The 22,169-nt window shown below is 62.7% G+C and carries 20 protein-coding genes and 3 tRNA genes; 17 read left to right on the top strand and 6 right to left on the bottom strand.

Features of this window, described 5'->3' with window-relative positions:
• The first annotated feature begins 69 nt into the window (after positions 1-69).
• The 3 genes from OA2633_RS02975 (at position 70) to OA2633_RS02965 (ending at position 4,679) form a co-directional block, all read left to right on the top strand.
• On the top strand, positions 70-1,479 hold the full coding sequence (locus OA2633_RS02975; protein WP_009801000.1) for an alpha/beta hydrolase: 1,410 nt from the start codon (positions 70-72) through the stop codon (positions 1,477-1,479).
• Positions 1,480-1,670: 191 nt separating this feature from the next.
• Positions 1,671-4,076, top strand: a complete 2,406-nt coding sequence (gene lon, locus OA2633_RS02970; RefSeq protein WP_009800997.1) for an endopeptidase La — start codon at positions 1,671-1,673, stop codon at positions 4,074-4,076.
• 174 nt (positions 4,077-4,250) lie between these two features.
• Positions 4,251-4,679, top strand: a complete 429-nt coding sequence (locus OA2633_RS02965; RefSeq protein WP_009800996.1) for a MarR family winged helix-turn-helix transcriptional regulator — start codon at positions 4,251-4,253, stop codon at positions 4,677-4,679.
• Here the strand turns inward: OA2633_RS02965 and OA2633_RS02960 are convergent.
• Complete coding sequence (locus OA2633_RS02960; RefSeq protein WP_009800995.1) at positions 4,676-5,278, bottom strand: peptidylprolyl isomerase; 603 nt, start codon at positions 5,276-5,278, stop codon at positions 4,676-4,678. The genes OA2633_RS02965 and OA2633_RS02960 overlap by 4 nt on opposite strands.
• Before the next feature lie 248 nt (positions 5,279-5,526).
• Between OA2633_RS02960 and OA2633_RS02955 the strand changes: the two genes are divergently transcribed.
• From OA2633_RS02955 to OA2633_RS02945, 3 genes are all read left to right on the top strand, one after another.
• Entirely contained in the window at positions 5,527-6,693 is a 1,167-nt protein-coding gene (locus OA2633_RS02955; RefSeq protein WP_009800993.1) for a bifunctional chorismate mutase/prephenate dehydratase, read from the top strand.
• Positions 6,694-6,718: 25 nt separating this feature from the next.
• A tRNA-Val gene (locus OA2633_RS02950) sits at positions 6,719-6,794 on the top strand.
• A gap of 129 nt (positions 6,795-6,923) precedes the next feature.
• Positions 6,924-7,139 carry a hypothetical protein gene (locus tag OA2633_RS02945; protein ID WP_009800992.1) on the top strand — a complete coding sequence of 72 codons (216 nt, stop codon included), beginning with the start codon at positions 6,924-6,926 and terminating at the stop codon, positions 7,137-7,139.
• Here the strand turns inward: OA2633_RS02945 and OA2633_RS15145 are convergent.
• Complete coding sequence (locus OA2633_RS15145) at positions 7,136-8,437, bottom strand: hypothetical protein (protein WP_009800991.1); 1,302 nt, start codon at positions 8,435-8,437, stop codon at positions 7,136-7,138. The two genes, OA2633_RS02945 and OA2633_RS15145, sit on opposite strands and share 4 nt — an antisense overlap.
• 164 nt (positions 8,438-8,601) lie before the next feature.
• Here OA2633_RS15145 and OA2633_RS02935 point away from each other — a divergent pair.
• A tRNA-Asp gene (locus OA2633_RS02935) sits at positions 8,602-8,678 on the top strand.
• Positions 8,679-8,751: 73 nt separating this feature from the next.
• A tRNA-Asp gene (locus OA2633_RS02930) sits at positions 8,752-8,828 on the top strand.
• Between the two features lie 63 nt (positions 8,829-8,891).
• On the opposite strand, the gene OA2633_RS02925 is transcribed toward OA2633_RS02930, so the two are convergent.
• From OA2633_RS02925 to OA2633_RS02910, 4 genes are all read right to left on the bottom strand, one after another.
• A complete protein-coding gene (locus OA2633_RS02925) occupies positions 8,892-9,596 on the bottom strand; it encodes a CPBP family intramembrane glutamic endopeptidase (RefSeq protein ID WP_009800990.1) in 705 nt (234 codons plus the stop codon).
• Positions 9,597-9,702: 106 nt separating this feature from the next.
• On the bottom strand, positions 9,703-10,953 hold the full coding sequence (locus OA2633_RS02920) for an ABC transporter permease (protein WP_009800989.1): 1,251 nt from the start codon (positions 10,951-10,953) through the stop codon (positions 9,703-9,705).
• The gene (locus OA2633_RS02915) at positions 10,950-11,633 is read right to left on the bottom strand and encodes an ABC transporter ATP-binding protein (RefSeq protein ID WP_009800988.1); all 684 of its coding nucleotides are present in this window, start codon (positions 11,631-11,633) and stop codon (positions 10,950-10,952) included. Before OA2633_RS02915 ends, OA2633_RS02920 begins: the two co-directional genes overlap by 4 nt.
• Positions 11,630-13,096, bottom strand: coding sequence for an efflux RND transporter periplasmic adaptor subunit (locus tag OA2633_RS02910; RefSeq protein ID WP_241760685.1), 1,467 nt, complete (start codon positions 13,094-13,096; stop codon positions 11,630-11,632). Before OA2633_RS02910 ends, OA2633_RS02915 begins: the two co-directional genes overlap by 4 nt.
• Before the next feature lie 332 nt (positions 13,097-13,428).
• On the opposite strand from OA2633_RS02910, the gene OA2633_RS02905 reads away from it, so the two are divergent.
• Genes OA2633_RS02905 through nuoH form a run of 9 tightly spaced genes read left to right on the top strand, consistent with a single transcriptional unit; the run spans position 13,429 to position 22,152 of the window.
• On the top strand, positions 13,429-13,794 hold the full coding sequence (locus OA2633_RS02905; protein ID WP_009800986.1) for an NADH-quinone oxidoreductase subunit A: 366 nt from the start codon (positions 13,429-13,431) through the stop codon (positions 13,792-13,794).
• Positions 13,764-14,363: an NADH-quinone oxidoreductase subunit B family protein gene (locus OA2633_RS02900; RefSeq protein ID WP_156776067.1), complete on the top strand. Its 600-nt coding sequence runs from the start codon at positions 13,764-13,766 to the stop codon at positions 14,361-14,363. The genes OA2633_RS02905 and OA2633_RS02900 overlap by 31 nt, the downstream gene beginning before the upstream one ends.
• 30 nt (positions 14,364-14,393) lie before the next feature.
• Positions 14,394-15,005 carry an NADH-quinone oxidoreductase subunit C gene (locus tag OA2633_RS02895; protein ID WP_040612982.1) on the top strand — a complete coding sequence of 204 codons (612 nt, stop codon included), beginning with the start codon at positions 14,394-14,396 and terminating at the stop codon, positions 15,003-15,005.
• Entirely contained in the window at positions 15,005-15,433 is a 429-nt protein-coding gene (locus OA2633_RS02890; protein ID WP_040612407.1) for a GFA family protein, read from the top strand. The genes OA2633_RS02895 and OA2633_RS02890 overlap by 1 nt, the downstream gene beginning before the upstream one ends.
• Position 15,434: 1 nt before the next feature.
• A complete protein-coding gene (locus OA2633_RS02885; RefSeq protein WP_009800982.1) occupies positions 15,435-16,625 on the top strand; it encodes an NADH-quinone oxidoreductase subunit D in 1,191 nt (396 codons plus the stop codon).
• The gene (gene nuoE, locus OA2633_RS02880; protein WP_009800981.1) at positions 16,622-17,662 is read left to right on the top strand and encodes an NADH-quinone oxidoreductase subunit NuoE; all 1,041 of its coding nucleotides are present in this window, start codon (positions 16,622-16,624) and stop codon (positions 17,660-17,662) included. Before OA2633_RS02885 ends, nuoE begins: the two co-directional genes overlap by 4 nt.
• A gap of 3 nt (positions 17,663-17,665) precedes the next feature.
• The gene (nuoF, locus tag OA2633_RS02875) at positions 17,666-18,973 is read left to right on the top strand and encodes an NADH-quinone oxidoreductase subunit NuoF (RefSeq protein ID WP_009800980.1); all 1,308 of its coding nucleotides are present in this window, start codon (positions 17,666-17,668) and stop codon (positions 18,971-18,973) included.
• Positions 18,974-18,982: 9 nt separating this feature from the next.
• Positions 18,983-21,094 (top strand): NADH-quinone oxidoreductase subunit NuoG, encoded by a 2,112-nt coding sequence (gene nuoG, locus OA2633_RS02870; RefSeq protein WP_009800979.1) that lies wholly within the window; start codon positions 18,983-18,985, stop codon positions 21,092-21,094.
• Positions 21,095-21,099: 5 nt separating this feature from the next.
• Positions 21,100-22,152 carry an NADH-quinone oxidoreductase subunit NuoH gene (gene nuoH / locus OA2633_RS02865; protein WP_009800978.1) on the top strand — a complete coding sequence of 351 codons (1,053 nt, stop codon included), beginning with the start codon at positions 21,100-21,102 and terminating at the stop codon, positions 22,150-22,152.
• The last annotated feature ends 17 nt before the right edge of the window (positions 22,153-22,169 follow it).

The following is a 22,169-nucleotide window of genomic DNA, read 5'->3' as shown; positions in this document are numbered from 1 at the left end:
GATTGCACTGATCCATATGCTCGAGGGCCGCGCCATCATGGAGCGGCCCTTTTGCCATAGGGGGCGGGAATGAGGCGTTTCATCATCGCGGTGCTGGCGGGCGTTCTGGGTTTGCCGGGCGTGAGCTCGGCGCAATCGGTCTTGCCGAGATTTGAAACCGTGGAGGAGGGAGCCCCTTTTCCTGTCGACGTGAACGGGCCGCGCTATCAGCGCGGCTTTCTTGTGATCGCACAGAGCGAAGCCCCCGAGGATCACCTTGAGCTGAGGCTGCCTGTGGTGATCGTGCGGGCGCAGGCGCCTGTCCCGGGGCGCGCGCCGGTTCTCTTCCTTCCGGGAGGACCAGGTGTGGGCGGTTTGTCCGCAGCGCTTTATCCTGGCGCCTATCCTTGGAGCGCGGAGCGCGACTTCGTCATACTGGGGCGTCGCGGCACGCGCCATGCAGAACCTTCCCTGCGTTGCGAGCCCATTGGACCGGCGCTTGTGAGCCGCAAACCGGGGGCCCGGGCCCGCCTTGAGCAGGTCATTGCCGAGTGTCAGTCCGCTCTGGAGGCGCAGGGTGTGCGACGAGAGGCTTACAACACGGCCGCCAGCGCCTCTGACATCGAAGCCCTCCGCGCGGTTCTGGGTTGCGAGCAATGGTCGTTCTTCGCGCTCTCATACGGCACGCGACTGGCGCTGACCTATGCGCGGGACTATCCGGAGCGAGTCCAGTCAATGGTTCTGGATTCGCCCCTGCCGCATGGGGTCCAGTTTGATGACGCCTATCCAGGGCACCTTGAAGCGTCCTTGCGACGTGTCGCGCAGCTGTGCGCTCAGAGCGACGACTGCAACACGGCTTATCCAGACCTTGAGACGCGTTTCTTCGGCGCGATAGACGCCGCGCCGCGGCAATGCGGAACTGAGCGTGTTTGTCAGCGCCATATCGTCAACAGCGTCCCGCTTTCAAGCGCTTCCGACCTGCAGCGCGCGCCCCGGCTGATGGAGGAGGCGACGCGGTTGGAAACGGGCGGCGAGGGCGTGGCCTATGCCTCTGACTTTGACTGGGGCGTGCGTTTGTCGGTCTGGTGCAGCGAGGCTTTGCCCTATGCACAGCGTCGCAATGGCCCGCTTTCGGACAGTTTCGCTGGCCTGGACAGCGCGGTTTTCACCCCAGAGACCTGCGCCTTATGGGATGTGCCCGCACGGCCTCAGACAGAACTTCAACAGACGGTCAGTGAGGCGCCCACGCTCATTCTGGCGGGCGAACTTGATGCTTTGACGCCGCCGAGCTGGGCCTACGAAGCGGCACGCGGTCTGGAGCGAAGCCGTGTGATCATCCTTCCTGCCGGTTTTCATACTGAAACAACCAATTGGGATGGTGATGGCTGCGCTTTGTCACTGGCTGCTAGATTCTTTTCATCATCCGGTGAGATGCTGGGGGAGACCGAGCCGCCCGCATGCGTGGAGGCGCGATCCGCACCCGAGTTCGAGCTGCGCTGACGCTGGAACTGTCATGGGCGCTGAACCGCAGGCTTGAAGCCACAAGGCGCCGCCTCCACTTGTCTAGGCACGCAAACACGGCGAGGTTCGGCTTGATGAGCGGGCCTGGTCGTGAGGCCGACGCCGCAAGGGTCGGCGTGGTTGAGTTGCGCCCCGGGAGCGGGGGTGACCCGACCGATTGGAGAATGACTATGAGCGAAACAAAAACGCTTCCCCTGCTGCCGCTGCGCGACATTGTCGTGTTCCCGCACATGATCGTGCCCCTGTTCGTGGGCCGTGAGAAATCGGTGCGGGCGCTCGAAGAAGTCATGCGCGCGGACAAGCAGATCCTGCTGGCGACCCAGAAGAACGCCGCGGATGACGACCCGGCCCATGAGGCGGTCTATACTGATGGCGTGGTTGCATCCGTGCTGCAGCTTCTCAAACTGCCCGACGGCACCGTGAAGGTGCTGGTCGAGGGCGGTCGCCGCATGACGATCACCCGCTTTCTGGACAACCAGGCGTATTTCGAGGCCGAAGCCGAGCTGGTCGACGAGCAGGTCGCGGACCCGGCCGAGGTCGAGGCTCTGATGCGCGCGGCGGCCGAGAAGTTCGAGGATTACGTCAAGCTCAACAAGAAAGTGCCGCCCGAGGCGCTGTCTGCCGTGGGCGAGATTTCCGACGCCGCCAAGATGGCCGACACCATCGCCGCGCATCTGTCGGTGAAAATCTCCGAGAAACAGGAGCTGATGGCCAACTCCAATGTTGCAGAGCGCCTTGAGAAGGTGTTCGCGCTGATGGAAGGCGAGATCAGCGTGCTGCAGGTCGAGAAGAAGATCCGTAACCGCGTCAAGCGGCAGATGGAGAAGACCCAGCGCGAGTATTATCTGAACGAGCAGATGAAGGCGATCCAGCGCGAGCTGGGCGAGGGCGATGACGGTCGCGAAGAGCTGACCGAGCTCGAGGAAAAACTCGCCGAGACCAAGCTCAGCAAGGAAGCGCGCGAAAAAGCCGAGGCCGAACTCAAGAAGCTGCGCCAGATGAGCCCCATGTCGGCGGAAGCCACAGTGGTGCGTAACTATCTGGAATGGATGCTGGCGCTGCCCTGGGGCAAGCGCAAGCGCCTGAAGAAGGATCTGGGTCAGGCCGAGCAGGTGCTGGACCGCGATCACTTCGGCCTTGAGAAGGTCAAGGAACGCATTGTCGAGCATCTCGCGGTTCAGACCCGGGTGAAGAAGATGCGCGGCCCGATCCTGTGCCTTGTCGGCCCTCCGGGCGTGGGCAAGACCTCGCTGGGACGCTCCATCGCGGAAGCTACGGGACGCGAGTTCGTGCGCGTGTCTCTGGGCGGCGTGCGGGATGAAGCCGAGATCCGCGGCCACCGCAGGACCTATATCGGCTCCATGCCGGGCCGGATCATCCAGTCGCTGAAGAAGGCCAAGTCCACCAACCCGATCATCCTGCTGGATGAGATCGACAAGCTGGGCGCGGACTATCGCGGCGACCCGGCCTCGGCGCTTCTTGAAGTGCTCGACCCGGAACAGAACTCCACCTTCAACGATCACTATCTGGAAGTGGATTACGACCTGTCCGACGTGATGTTCATCACCACGGCGAACACGCTGAACCTGCCGCAACCGCTTCTCGACCGGATGGAGATCATCCGGATCGCGGGCTATACCGAGGATGAGAAGATCGAGATTGCGCGCCGTCACCTCATCCCCAAACAGCTCAAGACCCATGCGCTGAAGGAGAGCGAATGGACGGTCGAGGACAGCGCTCTGCGCGACCTGATCCGTTATTACACGCGTGAAAGCGGCGTGCGGAATCTGGAGCGCGAGATTGCGCGTCTGGCGCGCAAGACCGTGCGTAAGCTGGTGGCGGGCGATACCGACCATGTGACCATCAACTCGGACAATCTTGATGATTTCGCCGGGGTGAGGAAACACCGTTTCGGTGAAACCGAAGCCGAGGACAAGGTCGGCTTGGTGACGGGCTTGGCCTGGACTGAGGTGGGCGGCGATCTGCTGACCATTGAAGCGGTGCAGATGCCCGGTCGCGGCAAGATGACCGTTACGGGCAACCTCAAGGATGTGATGAAGGAATCCATCTCTGCGGCGAACTCGTACGTTCAGAGCCGGGCCCCGACGCTCGGGATCAAGCCGACTGTGTTCCGCACGACCGACATTCACGTACACGTGCCTGAGGGCGCGACGCCGAAGGATGGTCCGTCTGCGGGCGGCGCGATGATCACCGCGATTGTCTCTACGCTGACCGGCGTGCCGGTGCGCAAGGATGTAGCGATGACAGGTGAGATCACCCTGCGGGGTCGTGTCCTGCCGATTGGCGGTCTGAAAGAGAAGCTGCTGGCGGCTCTGCGCGGCGGCGTGAAGACTGTCCTGATCCCGAAGGACAATGAAAAGGATCTCGCCGAGATCCCGGACAATGTCAAAGAAGGGCTCGAGATCATTCCGGTCGAGACCGTCGAGGAGGTTCTCAACACGGCCCTGGCCGAGCCGATTAAGCCGGTTGAGTGGACAGAAGCGGAGGCCGCTGCGCTGGCGGCCTTGCCCGGATCGACGGAAGTCAGCGGCGGCGGGGAACAGCGCCCGCACTAGGTCCGCGCGTTACACAAGATCAGGCCCCGGAGCATGCTCCGGGGCCTTTTCTGTTGTGAGTCTGGAAAGTTTAGACGTTTAGCGACTTGGCTTTCCTGACCAAACTGGGATAGCGATAAATATGTATATACGCCTCCGCCCGAGCGGGCGGAGTGATGAATTCAGAGTGAGTGAATGAGCGACACCAGCCCCCGATTGTATTCCGCCGTGATCAAGACCGCCGAACGCCTGCGTCAGGAAGCGGATTCCCTGGTGATCGAGGCGGCGGGTCTTACGGTGGCTCAAGCGGCGCTTCTGGGTGTTGTGCTACGTGATCCCGACGCCACCCAGAGCGATATCGCCGTCCGGCTTGAACTGTCTGAGCCTGCCGTGACCCAGATGGTCGCGCGGTTGCAGCGCGAAGGTCTGATCGAACGCACCCGCGACGCCAGCGACCGCCGACGTTGGCGCCTGAAAGTCAGCGAGGAAGGTGTCGAGAAGGCCGACCGCGCCAAGTCAGCCTTTGAATCGGTCAATGCCCGGCTCGAGAAGATGATGGGGGAGGCGGTCGCCCACGACGTGGCGGCGCGACTGACAGCCCTTCGCCAGGACCTCAAGAACTAGTCAGTCTGTTGGGTCTCATCCAGAATCCGGACGGTTTCGATCCGGATGGGCTCTGAGATGAATTGCGGATAGGGGAAATCAGCCGGCGCCCGCTCCAGGCTGGCCGGGCTCATCCAGATCCGTTCCACCACGTCCATGCCTTCAGTCACCGCGCCAAAGACCGCATAGCCCGCTTCATCCGGATTGCGCCCGTCCGGTCCGGCGTCCAGGCCGGGATAGTCATTGACCATGATGAAGAATTCGGTGGTCGCTGTCCCGACTCCGTCCCGCGCCATGGAGATGGCGCCGCGATCATGGGTGAGACCGGTCTCAAGCGTGCTCTCATGAGCAATGCCTTCCGCGCCCGCAAGCCCGTCAAAGCTGTGCCCGCCCTGGATGAGGTTCATAGGCGCAATGCCTTCGCGCTCATTGTCGTCGCGCACGGTGCGATAGAAAGAGCCGTCATCGAAATTGCCGGCCTCGGCATGGGCGATGAAGTTGGCGACGGTGACAGGCGCGGCCGTCTCATTCAACGCGACGACAATCCGTCCTTCTGATGTTTCAATCACGGCCTGGGGCTGGCTGATCAGAAGGGCGGCGGCGGTAAGAGCGGTCAGCATTGTATGACGGTCCTGACTGTGAGTGAGCCGCTATCGGGCGGTGTTGCGCCCGGAATGTCAATTGTCCGGGCAATAGGACTTGACCGAAGCTCACAGACAGTTTCATGCTGCATCGCATGATGACAGCAAACCTCTTTTTCTTCGGCGGCTATTTCTATCGTCCCCATGGGGCCGGTTGACGCTGCTTGCTTGCAAGAAAAAGTCACCAGCCCCGCCCGATGGCGGGGTTTTTTATTGGAGAAACGGCAATGAGCCCGACCAAGACCCATGATGAACGCCAGATCCTGCGTCAGGCCATTGATGCGACGGATTCCGAAATCCTGAAAACGCTCGCGGAACGGCGACGGCTGGTCGAAGCGCTGGTCGCGCTCAAGGCCGGAGATCAGAGCCCCGTTCGCGATACTGACCGGGAGCGCGCGGTCATTGAACGCGCAGTGGCCAAAGGGCGGGAGCTGGGGCTGGCTGACAGTTTTGTTGAAACGCTGTTTCAGGCCATCATCGATGACTCCCTGCGCCGTCAGCGCGCCAGCCTGGATGCGCGCGCGGGCGATGTCATGCTGACCGAGGCGCGCGTCGCCTATCTCGGGGGGCCGGGCTCTTACTCCCAGTTTGCGGCCAATGCGCATTTCTCCGGTCGGTACTCGGGCGTTGCGCCGGTGATCAAGCGCGACTACGCCGCCATCTTCAAGGCGCTTGAGGATGGCGAGGCCGATTACGGCTTTCTGCCGATCGAGAACACCGCCACGGGCGGGGTCAACGAGGTCTATGACCTTCTGCGCGACTCCAATCTGAAGATCGCCGGAGAGCACCATATGAAGATCCAGCACGCGCTGATGGGCAAGGCGACGGATCTGGGCCCCGTGCGCACGGTCTACGGACATCCGCAAGCCCTGCGACAGGCGCAAAGATGGCTCAATGCCCGCACGGACCTCAAGAAGATACCGGTCACATCCACCACGCGGGCGCTCGAGCGGGCGCTGGATGAGGGCCCGGCTGTCGCAGCTGTTGCGGGCCCGGATGCCGCGCGCCTGTTCGGTCTGAACCTGATCGAGCCCAACATCTCTGACTTTGAAGGCAATGAGACCCGTTTCGTGGCGCTGGCGGTCGATCCTGCGCCGGCGTCGCCGCTCCTGCCGTGCAAGACCTCACTGGTTTTCATCACGTCGGATGCGTCAGGCTCTCTTGTGGATGCGCTTGATGGCTTCCGTCAGCATGGGGTGAACATGACCAAGCTTGAAAGCCGCCCGGTTCATGGCGCGCCCTGGGAGCAGATGTTCTTCCTCGATCTGGAAGGCCATGAAGAGGACAAGGCCGTGGCCAAGGCGCTCGAGCACCTGGCCGGTCATGCAAAATCTGTACGGCGCTTCGGCTCTTACGGCTCTGACCGCTTGAAGCCGACCCAGCTTGAAGGCTAAAAGGGCGGCCCTTCGAGTCGGATGCGGGTGGTTAGCTCAGCTGGTAGAGCAACTGGTTTACACCCAGTAGGTCGGCGGTTCGACCCCGTCACCACCCACCACCGGCCCGGACTTCACGTACAGGATCCAGAGTGTCGGGACATTTCCCCATTGCCGCCGTCGCGCGGCTCGGACAGTCTTTCCGATCAGTGCAGCGGGCCTGGGCCCGCTCATCCGGGGAGTGCGCCTGAATGAGTCCCTTTGAAGCGTTCAAGGCCGCCCATGCTGGCGAAGACTTCGAGGACTACGCGGCCTTCGTGAAGGCTATGGATGAGGCGGGCCTTGAGGGCGAGGACCGGCAGAAGGCGTACTCCGCCTGGCGCCTGGGATGGAGCCGGGCCACGCTGGGCGATGAAGGCGCGGAACTCAAGGAAGTACGTGAAGGCCGGATCAAACGCTGGCTTTAGGGCTCAGGCCCGGACCTTGTTTGAAGCTGCGCGTCCAGAAACGCCAGAAATGCGTCCCAGTCCTCGCCCCGCACGCCGTGGGTTGCGGGCCGGATATGATAGGCGATGTGACCACTGACATCGATTTCGTCTAGGCGCGTCTGGTTCAGCCCCTCCACGTCATAGAGCGACCAGACCGGGCTTGCGGCTTCGGCTGCGCGCCAGGCGCCGGCCGGATCGGACCAGACATCCCGCCAGCTATTGCCCAGCAGTACGCTGCGCGGTGCGATCAGCGCCAACAGATAGTGCGCGTCGAGCGGCAGTGCGTCTTCGCGATCGGCATAATCGGCATAGCCGGGCACGAACCAGTGCGGATATCCCTCGGTGATGGAACCGATCGGTTCTCCCAGATTGTCCCGGTGGAGCGATGCGCCGCCCGTGCCGGATTGATGGGCGAGGATGACGCTGAAGCGTTCATCCCGAGCGCCGGCGAGGAGCGCGGCCTTGGCCCGGCGGGAATGCCCCATGACGGCCAATTGTTCTGAATCGATGGCCTCTTCAGTTTCAAGCACATCCGCCACGCGGCTCATCATCCAGGCCCAGACGCCGATCACGCCCGGACGGTCTGGCGCGGCCGGGTCCAGACCCAGCGACCTCAAGGTCTCGGCGTGAAGGCTGGCCCGATCGGGCGCAATATCGCTCTCATGCCAGGCAGCGACAGCGTAGCCACGGCGCAGAATCTGTTCGAGGGGCGGGCTGACGACATATTCGCCAAAAAAGCTGCTGGCGTACTCCTCCAGCCTTGAACCAGAGGGTTCGCAATAGGAGGGGACCGGATTGCGGTTTGGCGGAATGTCCGAGCGTCGCAATTGCGCCTGCAGCCCGCAATCACTCGGGATCAGGATGACCGGCGCGGCCTCAGTCGATGAATTGGGCAGGACGAGCGCCAGATCGATAGCGCCTTGCCCGTTGCCGGGCAGGGTGATCGAGAGCCTCAGCATTTCAAGCCGTCCCGCGCCATTATAGGCATTCGCATCAATCACTCTGTGTTCAGTGACGCGAACCTCTCCCGGCGGCAGCGGCGCGCCATACAGCGTTTGCGAGATGAGCAGATCGACGTCAGGGCGCGCTTGCAGCCAGCCAGACAGACCATCATCCACGCCGGGCAAGGGCGGTTGGGCCTCAGGACCGGCGCCGGTCGTGCTGGCGGTCATCATGATGTAGCGGACCGGACTGCAGGAGACAGCGAGACCGCCCAGAAGCGGCAGCAGGAGCGCCAGGAAAAGGGTGGTGCGAAGCAGGGGGCGTGATCGTCTCATAAGCCCAGCTTAACGCTGCCGTTCCCTTCCTGCGAGCGGCTTCACGCGGCTGTGATTTTCCCACAGCGAGGCGCTGCACTTGCTGGCAAAACCCGCTTGACCGTCGTGCGGAGCGCCTTTAGACACACGCTTCCTGACGCGGCGATGCGCCGCGCATGATCTGAGCGGGTGTAGCTCAGTTGGTTAGAGCGCCGGCCTGTCACGCCGGAGGTCGCGGGTTCGAGTCCCGTCACTCGCGCCAGTTCAGATCAGCAGGACAAGCCGCCACGGGCGGCTTTTTGATTTCGCCAGATCTGTCTGGCGCATCGATCCGGGCGGGTGTAGCTCAGTTGGTTAGAGCGCCGGCCTGTCACGCCGGAGGTCGCGGGTTCGAGTCCCGTCACTCGCGCCAGTTCGGATCGAATTTTCTTCCCGATATGACGACAGAGACGCGGCCCGAACCGGATCCGTATGTCTACACATCGAGCTGGAAGAACAGCGCTGTGAACACGAGGCTGTCCACCACGGCGTGCGCGATGATCAGCGGCCAGAGATTGCGCTTGTACAAAACGAACAGGACGCCCAGCATCAGGCCGATGAGTCCAGTGACGATCAGGCCGCGCAGACCCTGATAGTAGACATGGCCATAGCCGAAATAGAGCGCGGGCAGAATGATCGTCAGGGCGGTCATGAAACCCCCGCAGCCCAGGCCGTCTTTCAGGCGGTTGATCAAGTACCCGCGAAAGAACAATTCTTCGCCAAGGCCCGCCGCGAAGATCGCTATGGCGAGCCAGAGCAGATAATGTGGCAGGCTGCCATCAGCGACCGCTCCGAACCGATCCATCACGCCTTCAGGCTCCTGGGTCATGAATTCAAAGCCGAGCGCGCCGCCCAGGCTTGCTGCGGCCACCCCGGTTCCGAGAATGGCGATGACCGCCAGAAGGCTCTGAAAAGGCAGAAGAAGCCAGGATTTGAGCTTTGGCAGGCGGACGAGGCCGTATTCGCGCCAACTCAGGCCTCTGGCTTTGAAATAGATTGTCAGCCCTGACAGGAGGACGAGCAATGTGAGCGGCCCTGCATAGCGCCAGGCGACGAGGCCGAACACGGCCTTGACCGACATGGCCAGGGCGGCCAGCAGAAGGACCTCCATCATGATGAGCGGGCGAATCTTGGCGGACATGGGAACCTCTTGATTTGTGTCCGGTCTTGATGCCGCTCCCCATGTCATCAGATGCAAAAAGGCCGCCCTTGGGGCGGCCTTTTTCAATAGAGGGTCAGGCTCGCGCCTATTCGTGACGCAGCGCGGTGATCGGGTCCAGACGGCTGGCCTGGTGCGCCGGATAGAAGCCGAACAGCACGCCCACGATCGTGGAGGCCCCAATGGCGACCAGTGCGATGGTGGGTTTCACAGCGACATTGAGGTTCACGCCCAGCGCAGGGGCGAACTGTTCGATGCTGAGTGCGAGGCCCAGTCCGAAGAGGAGCCCCAGCACGCCGCCGACCGAGCACAGCACAACCGATTCAATCAGGAACTGGTTGCGGATGTCTGCGCGGCGCGCGCCTATGGCGAGCCGCAGGCCGATTTCCCGGGTCCGTTCGGTCACGGACACCAGCATCACGTTCATGATGCCGATCCCGCCCACGATGAGGGTGATCAGGCCCGCGACGGCCAGAAGAAGGCCCATGACGGTCTCTGTCGCCCTGAAGGCGGTGATGAACTCAGCGAAGTTGCGGACCTGGAAGTCGTCCTCTTCTCCCGGATCGATCCCGCGGCGAACCCGCAGGAAGTTTTCCAGCTCGGCCGTGGCGTAATCCATGTCCTCGCCAGCGGCGACCTTGACCCAGATACGCTGAACCGGATCGCGAACCCCGGCGCGGGCAAACCCGACCACACGGGAACGGACAGTCGAGATGGGCGCCATGATGATGTCGTCCTGATCCTGCCCGAAGCTGGACTGGCCGCGTTCGGACAGGATGCCGATGACTTCGAACGGCTGGCTGTTCAAACGCACGGATGCGCCCAGGGCGCCGCCCGAGGGAAAGAGCTCTTCGGCGACGGTCTGGCCCAGCACGGCGACGCGATTGCTGCGTTCGACGTCCACCACCGAGAACATGCGTCCCTCGGCGATGGTCCAGTCACGGATCTCGAGATAATCGGGATGCACGCCGGAAATCTGAGTGGGCCAGTTCACCCCGTCCACCACAGCCGTCACAGACCCGTCCACCGTGCCGGACGCCGCCACGATGACATCTACCTGATTGCGGATGGCGTCCACATCATCAGAAGAGAAGGGCGTGCCGCTGCCTGCGCCGCCGCGTCGGCCGCCGCGGTCGTTGGAGCCGGCGCGGATGTTGAGCGAGTTCGAGCCCAGCGAGGAAATCTGGTCCTGGACCGCCTGACTGGCGCCGTCCGCCAGCGAGACCGTCGTGATCACGGCCATGACGCCGAAGATCACGCCGAGAATGGCCAGGAAGCTGCGCAGCGCATTGACGCGCAGGGCCGTCAGCGCGACCCCGATCGCCGCCATCATGTTCATTGGCTGTCCTCCACGATGAGGCCGTCCCGGAACCAGATCCGGCGACGGGCGCGGGCGCCCACTTCGTCCTCGTGGGTGACCAGGACAATGGTGATGCCTTCGGCGTTCAGCTGATCGAGAATGTCGAGCACCTCGATCGTGGTCTGGCTGTCGAGCGCCCCTGTCGGTTCGTCCGCCAGGAGGATGGAGGGCTTTCCGGCCAGGGCGCGCGCAATGGCGACCCTTTGCTGCTGACCGCCTGAGAGTTGAGACGGATGATGGTCCATGCGTTCGCCCAGCCCCACCATGCGAAGGCACTCCGCCGCGCGTTCGTTGCGCTCCCTGTGCGGCATGCCGCGATACAGCAGCGGCAGCGCCACATTGTCGAGCGCGGTGGTGCGCGGCAGAAGGTTGAATTGCTGGAACACGAAGCCGACCTTGCGGTTCCTGAAATCCGCCAGCTGGTCCGGGCTCATGCCCGACAGGGATTCGCCAGCGATGATCAGATCGCCCGAACTGGGACGGTCGAGCGCGCCCACCATGTTCATGAAGGTGGATTTGCCGGAGCCGGAGGGCCCCATGATCGCCACATACTCGCCAGCATTGATGTCGCAGTCCACGCCGGCCAGCGCATACACATCTCCGCCGCCGAGCGTATAGACCCGGGTCAGATTGCGCGCCTGAATGAGAGGCTCGGTCATCCGGCGGTCTCGCGGACGCGAGTGACGACGAGATCACCCTCATTCAGGGACTCGCCGACGATCTGGGTGTACTGACCGTCTGACAGACCGATGCCGACTGGACGCTCCTGAAGCTGGCCGTCTGCCGTTTCGATCCAGATCGAGCCGCGGCGCACCTGATCACGCTGCTGGGCGCGCTCCTGGCTCAGCTGGTCATAACGCGCCAGCTGATCGGCGGTCAGAACGCCCGACAAGGCGCGACGGATCAGAGCCTGCGGGTTGGGCGGCGGTGCGCCGGGAGCGGGGTTCTGGAACTGCGCCCGGATCTGCTGGAAGGTCTCGCGCATGACGCGCTCCACTTCGGGACGTTGCTGATCGGTCAGCTCAAGCTGCTCTGCGAGCCGTTCCATCATGGCGGCGCCGCCGCCTTCGCGCCGTCCGCCCTGATCGCCTTCATTGGCGACCACAAGGGCTTCGGCCGCGCCGCGCGGCGTAAAGCGAAGCGCGGCGTTCGGCACGGACAGCGCGTCTTCAACCTGGCCCGTAACGATGGAGACGTTCGCCGTCATGCCCGGCAACAGGCGCTGGCCGGGATTGTCGGCCTGGATGACGACCGTATAGGTGACCACATTGGCTTCATTGGTGGCGGCGAGGCGAACCTGGGTCACTTCGCCGGCGAATTCGCGATCCGGATAGGCGTCAACGTCAAAGGTGACGGTCTGGCCTTCATCGATCTGGCCGATATCGGCCTCATCAATCTCGGCCTCGATCTGGATGCGAGAGAGGTCCTGGGCGATCAGGAACAGAACCGGAGCGTTGAAGGACGCCGCAACGGTCTGGCCTTCATCAATCTGACGGTCGATCACGACGCCTTCGATGGGAGACCGGATGTAGGTGCGTTCCAGATCCACCTGGGCGCTTTCCAGAGAGGCCCGCCGCTGAAGCTCGCTGGCGCGGGCGTTGCGAAGATTGGCTTGCGCAACCAGAAGCGCAGCGTTCGCGGCGGCAAGCGCAGATTCGGCGCTGTCATATTGTGCAGCGGAATATGTGCCGCGCTGAACCAGCTCCTGCGCCCGGTCAAAGCTGCGTTGGGAGACTTCGAGGTCAACACGCGCGCGTTCAAGATTGGCCTGGGCCACGGCGACCTGTGCGCTCGCCACTTCCAGTGAGGCCTGCGCCTCTTCCACGCGGGTCTCGAAGGTCTGGGGGTCGATTCGGGCAAGAAGATCGCCTGAGGAGACCTGGTCGTTGAAGTCAGCGTGCAGTTCGAGCACCTGACCAGACAATTGCGAGCCGACCTCGACCGTGATCAGCGGCGCAATGGCGCCCGATGAGGAAACGATTCTCGAGATGTCGCGGGCTTCTGCGGGAGAGGTCTCGATTACAAGATCGCCCGTCGCCGCTGCGCTGCCGCGGAAAAAGATAAACCAGATCAATGCGGCGGCGACGAGAATCGCTCCGCCTGCGTATAGAATGCGTGTCACGTTTTTGCCCCTGGCGAAGTCCTGGCGCACATGCGCCGTCTTGCTTGGCATACGCCGTATCACGGTCTGATCCGTTGCAGAAAATGAAACAGAAGAAAGAAATGCTCCGCATTTGAGAGGCATTCGCAAATATAGCCGTCTTTTCCCCACTTTAGACCGCATTTGGACAGAGCTTTCGGCTTGCGAGCGCGCAGTCAGAAGACTAGCTTCCGCCCCAACCGCGGCCGGGGATTCACTGTGCAAGCGTTTGTTCGGATTTATATGGCCGGATACGCAAAACGGAATCACCGGTCCATTTGGCCATCTTGATGCGGGGAAGGGTGCGACCTCACATGAACGCGCTCCTGTTGGAATATCTGCCGATCCTGATCTTTCTGGGCATAGCCGCCGGGCTGGGTCTCGTGTTCATTCTCGCCGCCTTCGTGCTGGCGCCGTCTGACCCCGATCCGGAAAAGGTCTCCACGTATGAATGCGGCTTCAACGCCTTTGACGACGCGCGCATGAAATTCGACGTGCGCTTCTATCTGGTGGCGATCCTGTTCATCATCTTCGACCTCGAAGTCGCCTTCCTGTTCCCCTGGCTGTTCCCGATCTTTGACGGCAGCGTCGCGGCCTTCTGGTCGATGATGGTCTTCCTGGGGGTTCTCACGGTGGGCTTTCTTTATGAATGGCGCAAAGGCGCGCTGGACTGGGAGTAGGGCACATGTCTGACCTGATTGTTCCGGCGGGCTCCGCCGCTACGGCCAAGACGCCGCATTACGACCCGAAGAAGCATGACCCGTTCTTTGACGGCGTCAGCGATGCGCTGGCGGACAAGGGCTTCCTTGTCGCTGCGGCGGACGACCTGATCACCTGGGCGCGCACCGGTTCGCTGATGTGGATGACCTTTGGTCTCGCCTGTTGCGCGGTGGAGATGATGCAAGCCTCCATGCCGCGCTATGACGTCGAGCGTCTGGGCGCCGCGCCGCGCGGTTCGCCCCGTCAGTCCGACGTGATGATCGTGGCGGGCACGCTGACCAACAAGATGGCTCCGGCCCTGCGCAAGGTCTACGATCAGATGCCCGAGCCGCGCTACGTGATCTCGATGGGCAGCTGCGCCAATGGCGGCGGCTATTACCATTATTCGTATTCGGTGGTGCGCGGTTGTGACCGGATCGTTCCGATCGACATTTATGTGCCGGGCTGCCCGCCGACCGCAGAGGCGCTGGTTTACGGCATCCTGCAGCTTCAGAAGAAAATTCGCCGCGAAGGCTCGATCGAGCGCTAAGGCGCCCGTTTAGGAGACGCTCTTATGAGCATGACCGAAACGATGACTGAACTGGGCGCCCATCTTTCGGCGGCGCTGAGCGACGATGTCCGTAGTGTGGACGTCGCCCATGAGGAGCTGACGCTGACCATTCACCGCGACCGCGTGGTGAAGGTGCTGAGGTTTCTGCGCGATGACGCCCTGTGCCGCTTCACCACCCTGATCGACATCTGCGGCGTGGACTGGCCGTCCCGCTCTGACCGGTTCGATGTGGTCTATCATCTTCTGAGCATGCATCTGAACCAGCGGATTCGCGTGGTTCTGAGCACGGATGAGGATACGCCCGTCAATTCCGTCGTGGAGCTGTTCCCGGCGGCGAACTGGTTCGAGCGCGAAGCCTTCGACATGTACGGCATCCTGTTCGATCACCATCCTGATCTGCGTCGGATCCTGACCGATTATGGTTTCCACGGTCACCCGCTGCGCAAGGACTTCCCGCTCTCGGGCTTCAACCAGGTGGTCTACGACGACGAGCAGAAGCGCGTGGTCTATGAGCCGGTCGAGCTGGTGCAGGAATACCGCGACTTTGATTTTCTCAGCCCCTGGGAAGGCGCGAAATACGTGCTGCCGGGTGACGAGAAGGCCGGCGGGGAGGGCGCTTGATGTCTCAACCTGTACAGGGGCGCTGTCTTTGCGGGGCCTGCACCTTCTCCGTCACGCTGCGTGACGAGAATGTGGATGCGTGCCATTGCGGACAGTGCCGGACCTGGGCTGCCGGGCCCTTCATGGATGTGATGGCGCTGTCGGCCCCGGTCTTTGACGATCAGGACGCTGTGGGCGTCTACCGTTCTTCGGAGTGGGGCGAGCGCCTGTTCTGCAAGACGTGCGGCTCTGCGCTCGCCTGGCGATTTGCGGACGATCACGACAAGATCGCCATTTCCGCCTTCGCCGTGCCGCTGAGTGATGCTGCGACCTTCCGTTCGGAAGTCTTCATCGATGCAAAACCGCGTTTTTATGACTTCGCACAGGACACCAAGAAGATGACTGGCGAAGAATTGATGGCGGCCATGGCGCCGCAGGGGAACGCCTGACATGGCTGAAACCGATATCCGCAATTTCACGATCAATTTCGGCCCGGTGCACCCCGCCGCTCACGGCGTGCTGCGCATGGTGCTGGAGCTGGATGGCGAAGTCGTCGAGCGCGTTGACCCGCATATCGGCCTTCTGCACCGCGGCACCGAGAAGCTGCTGGAGCACAAGACCTATCTTCAGGGCATCGGCTATTTCGACCGCCTCGATTACGTCGCGCCGATGAATCAGGAGCACGCCTTCTGCCTGGCCATCGAGAAGCTCGCGGGCATTCCCGTGCCCAAGCGCGCCTCCTATGTGCGCGTGCTCTACTCCGAAATCGGCCGCATCCTGAACCATCTGCTGAACGTCACCACCCAGGCGATGGACGTGGGCGCGCTGACCCCGCCGCTGTGGGGCTTTGAAGAGCGCGAAAAGCTCATGGGCTTCTATGAGCGCGCGTCCGGCGCCCGCCTGCACGCCCACTATTTCCGCCCGGGCGGGGTGCACCAGGATCTGCCGCAAGAGCTGATCGACGACATCGTCGCCTGGTGTGAGCAGTTCCCGCAGCACGTGGACGATCTTGAGACCCTTCTGACCGAGAACCGCATCTTCAAGGCGCGGAACGTCGATATCGGCGTCGTGTCCAAACAGGAAGCGCTTGAGTGGGGATTCTCCGGCGTCATGGTGCGCGGTTCGGGCCTTGCCTGGGACTTGCGCCGCTCCCAGCCCTATGAGGTCTATGACGAGCTCGAATTCCAGATTCCGCTGGGCAAGAACGGCGACAATTACGATCGCTATCTGTGCCGCATGGAAGAGATGCGCGAGTCCGTGAAGATCATGAAGCAGTGCTGTGACTGGCTCTCCCGCGAGGAGAACCAGGGCGATGTGCTGCCGGTGGACACCAAGTTCGCGCCGCCGCGCCGCGCCGAGATGAAGCGCTCCATGGAAGCGCTGATCCAGCACTTCAAGCTCTACACCGAGGGCGTGCACGTGCCAGAAGGTCAGTATTACGCCGCCGTGGAAGCGCCCAAGGGCGAGTTCGGCGTCTACCTGATCGGCGACGGCACCAACAAACCCTATCGCCTGAAGATCCGTGCGCCGGGTTTCCCGCACCTTCAGGCCATGGATCATCTGAACAAGGGCCACATGCTTGCGGACGTGTCCGCAATTCTGGGCTCGCTCGACATCGTGTTCGGGGAGATTGACCGATGAGCGCGCGTCGCATCGCCGCCGAGCAACCCGAAAGCTTCGCCTTCAACGAGAAGAGCGAAGCCAAGGTCAAATTCTGGCTCGCCAAATATCCTGAAGAGCGGAAGGCGTCAGCGGTGATCCCGCTGCTGTGGATTGCGCAGAAGCAGGACAACTGGGTGTCCGAACCCGCCATGCGCGAGATCGCGGCCCGCTGCGGCATGCCGTATATCCGCGTGTACGAGGTCGCGACCTTCTACACGATGTTCAACCTCGAGCAGACCGGCAAACACCTGATCCAGGTGTGCGGCACGACCCCGTGCTGGCTGCGCGGCGCGGACGACCTCAAAGCGGTGTGCGAGAAGAAGATCGGCAAGAAGGGCCGCGAGCATGTGTCGTCTGACGGCATGCTGGCCTGGGAAGAAGTCGAGTGCCTGGGCGCCTGCGCCAATGCGCCGATGGTCCAGATCTCCAACACTGAGGGCGACCTCTATTACGAAGATCTGACCGCTGAAGCGCTTGAGCAGATGCTCGACGATCTGCGCGCCGGCAAGGAGGTCAAGGCAGGACCGATCTCGGGCCGCTCCTGCTCCGAACCGACCCAGGCGACGGTGAAGACGCTGGTCGATGAGAGCCTCTATGACGGCTCTCGCGCCAAGAAGATCAAGCTGCCCAACACCAAGGGCGCCGAGAAAGCCGAAGCTCCGAAAGCCGAACCGGCCAAGCCGCAGGAAAAGGCCGCCGAAACCAAGGCCAAGCCCAAGGCGAAGGCGAAATCCACGGCTCCGAAAGACGTCGCTGCGGACGCTGGCGCGGGCAAGAAGCCGGCGCTTCTGAAAAAGCCCAAGGGCGAAGCCGATGATCTGAAGAAGCTGTCCGGTCTCGGTCCGAAACTGGAAGCCTCGCTTAACGAAATCGGCGTGTATCATTACGGCCAGATCGCAAGCTGGTCGGCTGAAGAATCGGCCTGGGTCGATGCGGCGCTGAAGCTGCGCGGCCGGATCGAGCGCGACAACTGGATCGACCAGGCCAAAGACCTGGCCGGCAAGGCGGAAGGGTAAATCATGACCCAGCTTCTGCAGGACAAGGACCGGATCTTCACCAATCTCTATGGCCGCCATGACTGGCGCCTTGAGGGGGCGAAGCAACGCGGTCACTGGAACGCCACCAAGGAGATCCTTGAGCAGGGCCGTGACTGGATCATCGACGAGATGAAGAAGTCCGGTCTGCGTGGCCGGGGCGGCGCCGGCTTCCCGACCGGCCTGAAATGGTCGTTCATGCCCAAGGAAGTGGGGGCGCGCCCGCACTACCTCGTAGTGAACGCTGACGAATCCGAACCGGGCACCTGCAAGGACCGGGAGATCATGCGCAATGATCCCCAGACCCTGATCGAGGGTTGCCTTATCGCGTCCTTCGCGATGCAGGCGCATGCTTGCTACATCTATATCCGCGGTGAATATCAGTTCGAGCTGGGCCGGATGGAAGCCGCTATCAAGGAGGCGTATGACGCCAAGCTGATCGGCAAGGACAACATCCACGGTTGGGATTTCGATCTCTACATCCACCACGGCGCCGGCGCTTACATTTGCGGCGAGGAAACTGCGCTGCTGGAAAGCCTGGAAGGCAAGAAGGGCCAGCCGCGCCTGAAGCCGCCTTTCCCGGCGAATGCGGGCCTTTATGGTGCGCCGACCACCGTGAACAACGTGGAATCCATCGCCGTTGCGCCCACCATTCTGCGCCGGGGCGCGGACTGGTTTGCGGGATTTGGCCGCGAGGGCAATGCCGGCACCAAGGTCTTCTCGATCTCCGGCCATGTGAACGCGCCCTGTAACGTCGAAGAGGTGATGAGCATCCCGCTCAAGACCCTGATCGAGACCCATTGCGGCGGCGTGCGCGGCGGCTGGGACAATCTCAAGGCGGTCATTCCGGGCGGCTCGTCCGTGCCGCTGCTGCCCAAGGAAATCTGCGACGATGTCCTGATGGATTTTGACGCCCTGAAGGAGCACCGCTCGGGCCTTGGCACCGCCGCGGTGATCGTGATGGACAAGTCCACCGACCTCGTCAAAGCGATCGCGCGCATCTCGTACTTCTACAAGCACGAGAGCTGTGGCCAGTGCACGCCGTGCCGCGAAGGCACCGGCTGGATGTGGCGCGTGCTCGACCGCATGTCCCGCGGCGAAGCGGAGACGAGCGAGATCGACGATCTTCTCGATGTGGCCGGCCAGGTGGAAGGCCACACCATCTGCGCGCTCGGCGATGCGGCGGCCTGGCCAGTTCAGGGCCTGATCCGTCACTTCCGCGGCGAGATCGAGGATCGGATCAACAACTACCGCGCCGGCAAGCCGGTGTTCGTGCCCCAGGCTGCGGAGTAGGAACCAGACATGTCTGATAATCTGCGCACCATCGTGATCGACGGCGAGGAAGTCACCGTCCCGAACGATTACAACCTGCTGCAGGCGTCTGAAGCGGCGGGCCGGGAAATTCCGCGCTTCTGCTATCACGAGCGCCTGTCGGTGGCGGGCAATTGCCGCATGTGCCTGGTGGAGCTGGTGGGCGCGCCCAAGCCGGTCGCCTCCTGCGCTTTCCTGGTGCGCGACATGCGCGGCGGGCCGAATGGCGAGCCGCCGCAAATGCGCACGCTCAGCCCGCTGGTCAAGAAGGCGCGCGAAGGGGTGATGGAGTTCCTCCTGATTAACCACCCGCTCGACTGCCCGATCTGTGACCAGGGCGGTGAATGCGACCTTCAGGACCAGTCGCTGGCCTATGGTCGTTCGGGGTCCCGCTTTGACGAGAACAAGCGCGCGGTTGAAGAAAAATACATGGGTCCGCTGATCAAGACGGAGATGACCCGCTGCATCCAGTGCACGCGCTGCGTCCGTTTCTCCACCGAGATCGCGGGCGTGCCTGAGCTGGGCGCGATCGGCCGTGGCGAGAACATGGAGATCACCACCTATCTGGAGCAGTCCATGACGTCCGAGCTGTCGGGCAATGTCATTGATCTGTGCCCGGTGGGCGCGCTGACCTCTCGCCCCTACGCCTTCAACGCGCGTCCGTGGGAGCTGACCAAGACCGAGACCATCGACGTGATGGACGCGCTTGGATCGAACATCCGCGTCGACAGCCGCGGCGGCGCCGTGCTGCGCATCATGCCGCGCCTGCATGACGACGTGAACGAGGAATGGATTTCCGACAAATCCCGCTTTGTGTGGGACGGCCTGGGCCGCCAGCGTCTGGATCGCCCGTTCGCCAAGAAGGACGGCAAGCTCGCCCCGATTTCCTGGGATGACGCGCTGACCATCGCCGAAGAGAAGCTCTCAGGCGATGCCTCGAAGATCGGCGTGATCGCAGGCGACATGAATGATGTCGAGGGCTTGTACGCCGCGAAGAACCTCTTTGATGCGCTCGGGGTCAAATCCCTCGATGCACGTCAGGACGGGTCGAAACTGGGCGCGGGTCCGCGCGAGAGCTATCTGTTCAACTCCACCATCAAGGGGATTGATCAGGCTGACGCCATTCTGATCGTCGGCGCCAATCCGCGCGTGGAAGCGGCCGTGATGAACGCCCGCATCCGTCAGCGCTGGCTGACCGGCAAGTGCGAGATCGGCGTCATCGGCGAGGCCCATGACCTGACCTATGATTATGCGCATGTGGGTGAGGGCGCTGCGGACCTCGCAGGCCTCAGCAGCAAGCGCTCGGGCTTCATCAAGACCCTCAAGGACGCCGAGCGTCCGATGATCATCCTCGGCGCTGGCGCACTGGCCCGTGAAGACGGTCTGCAGGTGCTGCGGGCTGCTGGTGAGCTCGCTGACAAGATCGGCGCGGTGAAAGAAGGCTGGAACGGCTTCAACGTGCTGCACACGGCGGCGAGCCGCGTTGGCGCGCTCGATCTGGGCTTCATCCCGGGTGAAGGCGGTCGCGATACGGCCGCCATCCTCGACGGCGCGTCTTCGGGCGAGGTTGAAACCGTCGTGCTTCTGGGCGCGGACGAGATCGACACGGCCAGGCTGGGCTCCGCCTTCGTCATTTATGTGGGCCATCACGGCGACAAGGGTGCGCAACGCGCGGACCTGATCCTGCCGTCCGCCGCCTATACCGAGAAGCCGGGCCTGTATGTGAACACCGAGGGCCGGGTGCAGATGGCCGAACGCGCCGTCTTCCCCAAAGGCGAAGCCAAAGAGGATTGGGCCATCTTCCGCGCCCTGTCCGCCCGCCTCGGCAAGACGCTGCCCTATGACAGCCTGAACGCGTTGCGCGCCAAGCTGATCGCGGATCATGAGATCCTCGGTCAGATCGACCATGCGCCGGGCGCGCTCTCTGCAGGCGAATTTAAACCGGCCGAGCTGGGTGAAGCGGGCGACGTGTCCGATGCGCCGTTCAGGAGCCCGGTGGAAGACTTCTACTTTACCAATCCGATCGCGCGGGCGTCCAAGACCATGGCTGAGTGTTCAGCCGCGGCGGCCGCTGCGCGTCAAACCCTGCAAGCGGCGGAGTAGGGCTCATGTACGATTTCGTCACCCAATGGGGACCGCTCTGGGGCACGCTGGCGTCCGTCGGCCAGATCCTGGGCTTCATGGTCGTCCTGCTGCTTTCGCTGGCCTTCCTGCTCTTGATGGACCGCAAGGTCTGGGCGGCGGTTCAGATGCGCAAGGGCCCGAACACGGTCGGCGCCTTCGGTCTGCTGCAGTCCTTCGCCGACTTCATCAAGTTCGTGCTCAAGGAAATCATCGTTCCGGCCGGCGCGGACCGTCCGCTGTTCATCCTCGCGCCGCTGATGACTTTGGTCTTCGCCTTCATCACTTGGGCCGTGATTCCCGTGGCGCCGGGCTGGGTCATCTCCGACCTCAATGTCGGCATCCTGTATATCTTCGCGATCAGCTCGCTCGGCGTGTACGGCATCATCATCGGCGGCTGGGCGTCCAACTCGAAATACCCGTTCCTCGGCGCTTTGCGCTCGGCGGCCCAGATGGTCTCCTATGAGGTGTCCATCGGCTTCGTGCTCGTCACCATCCTTCTGATGGTGGGCAGCATGAACCTGTCCGACATTGTCGAGGCGCAGGCGGGCGGCTTCTGGAACTGGCACGTGCTGTCGTTTGACATGCTGCCCTGGCCGACCTTCGTGATCACCGTGCCGATGTTCGTGATCTTCTTCATCTCGGCGCTGGCGGAGACCAACCGTCCGCCGTTCGACCTTCCCGAGGCGGAATCCGAGCTGGTGGCCGGCTATCAGGTGGAATACTCCTCCACTCCGTACCTGCTGTTCATGATCGGCGAATATCTCAACATCGTCCTGATGTGCGCCCTGATGACCGTCCTGTTCATGGGCGGCTGGCATGCGCCGTTCGATTTCGCGCCCTTCACCTGGGTGCCGCCGGTGTTCTGGTTCGCCATCAAGGTCGTGCTGTTCTTCTTCATGTTCGCCATGGTCAAGGCGCTGGTGCCCCGGTACCGCTATGACCAGCTGATGCGTCTGGGCTGGAAGATCTTCCTGCCGACCTCGCTGGCCGCCGTCGCCGTGATGGGCGCCATCGTCGTCTACTCGAACGCTGCTTAAGGGGCTTAGGATCTGAC

The organism is Oceanicaulis sp. HTCC2633 (genome assembly GCF_000152745.1).
Classification (GTDB): Bacteria; Pseudomonadota; Alphaproteobacteria; order Caulobacterales; family Maricaulaceae; genus Oceanicaulis.
Note: the sequence above shows the minus strand (reverse complement) of the source record. Positions and strands in the feature narration are given on the sequence as shown.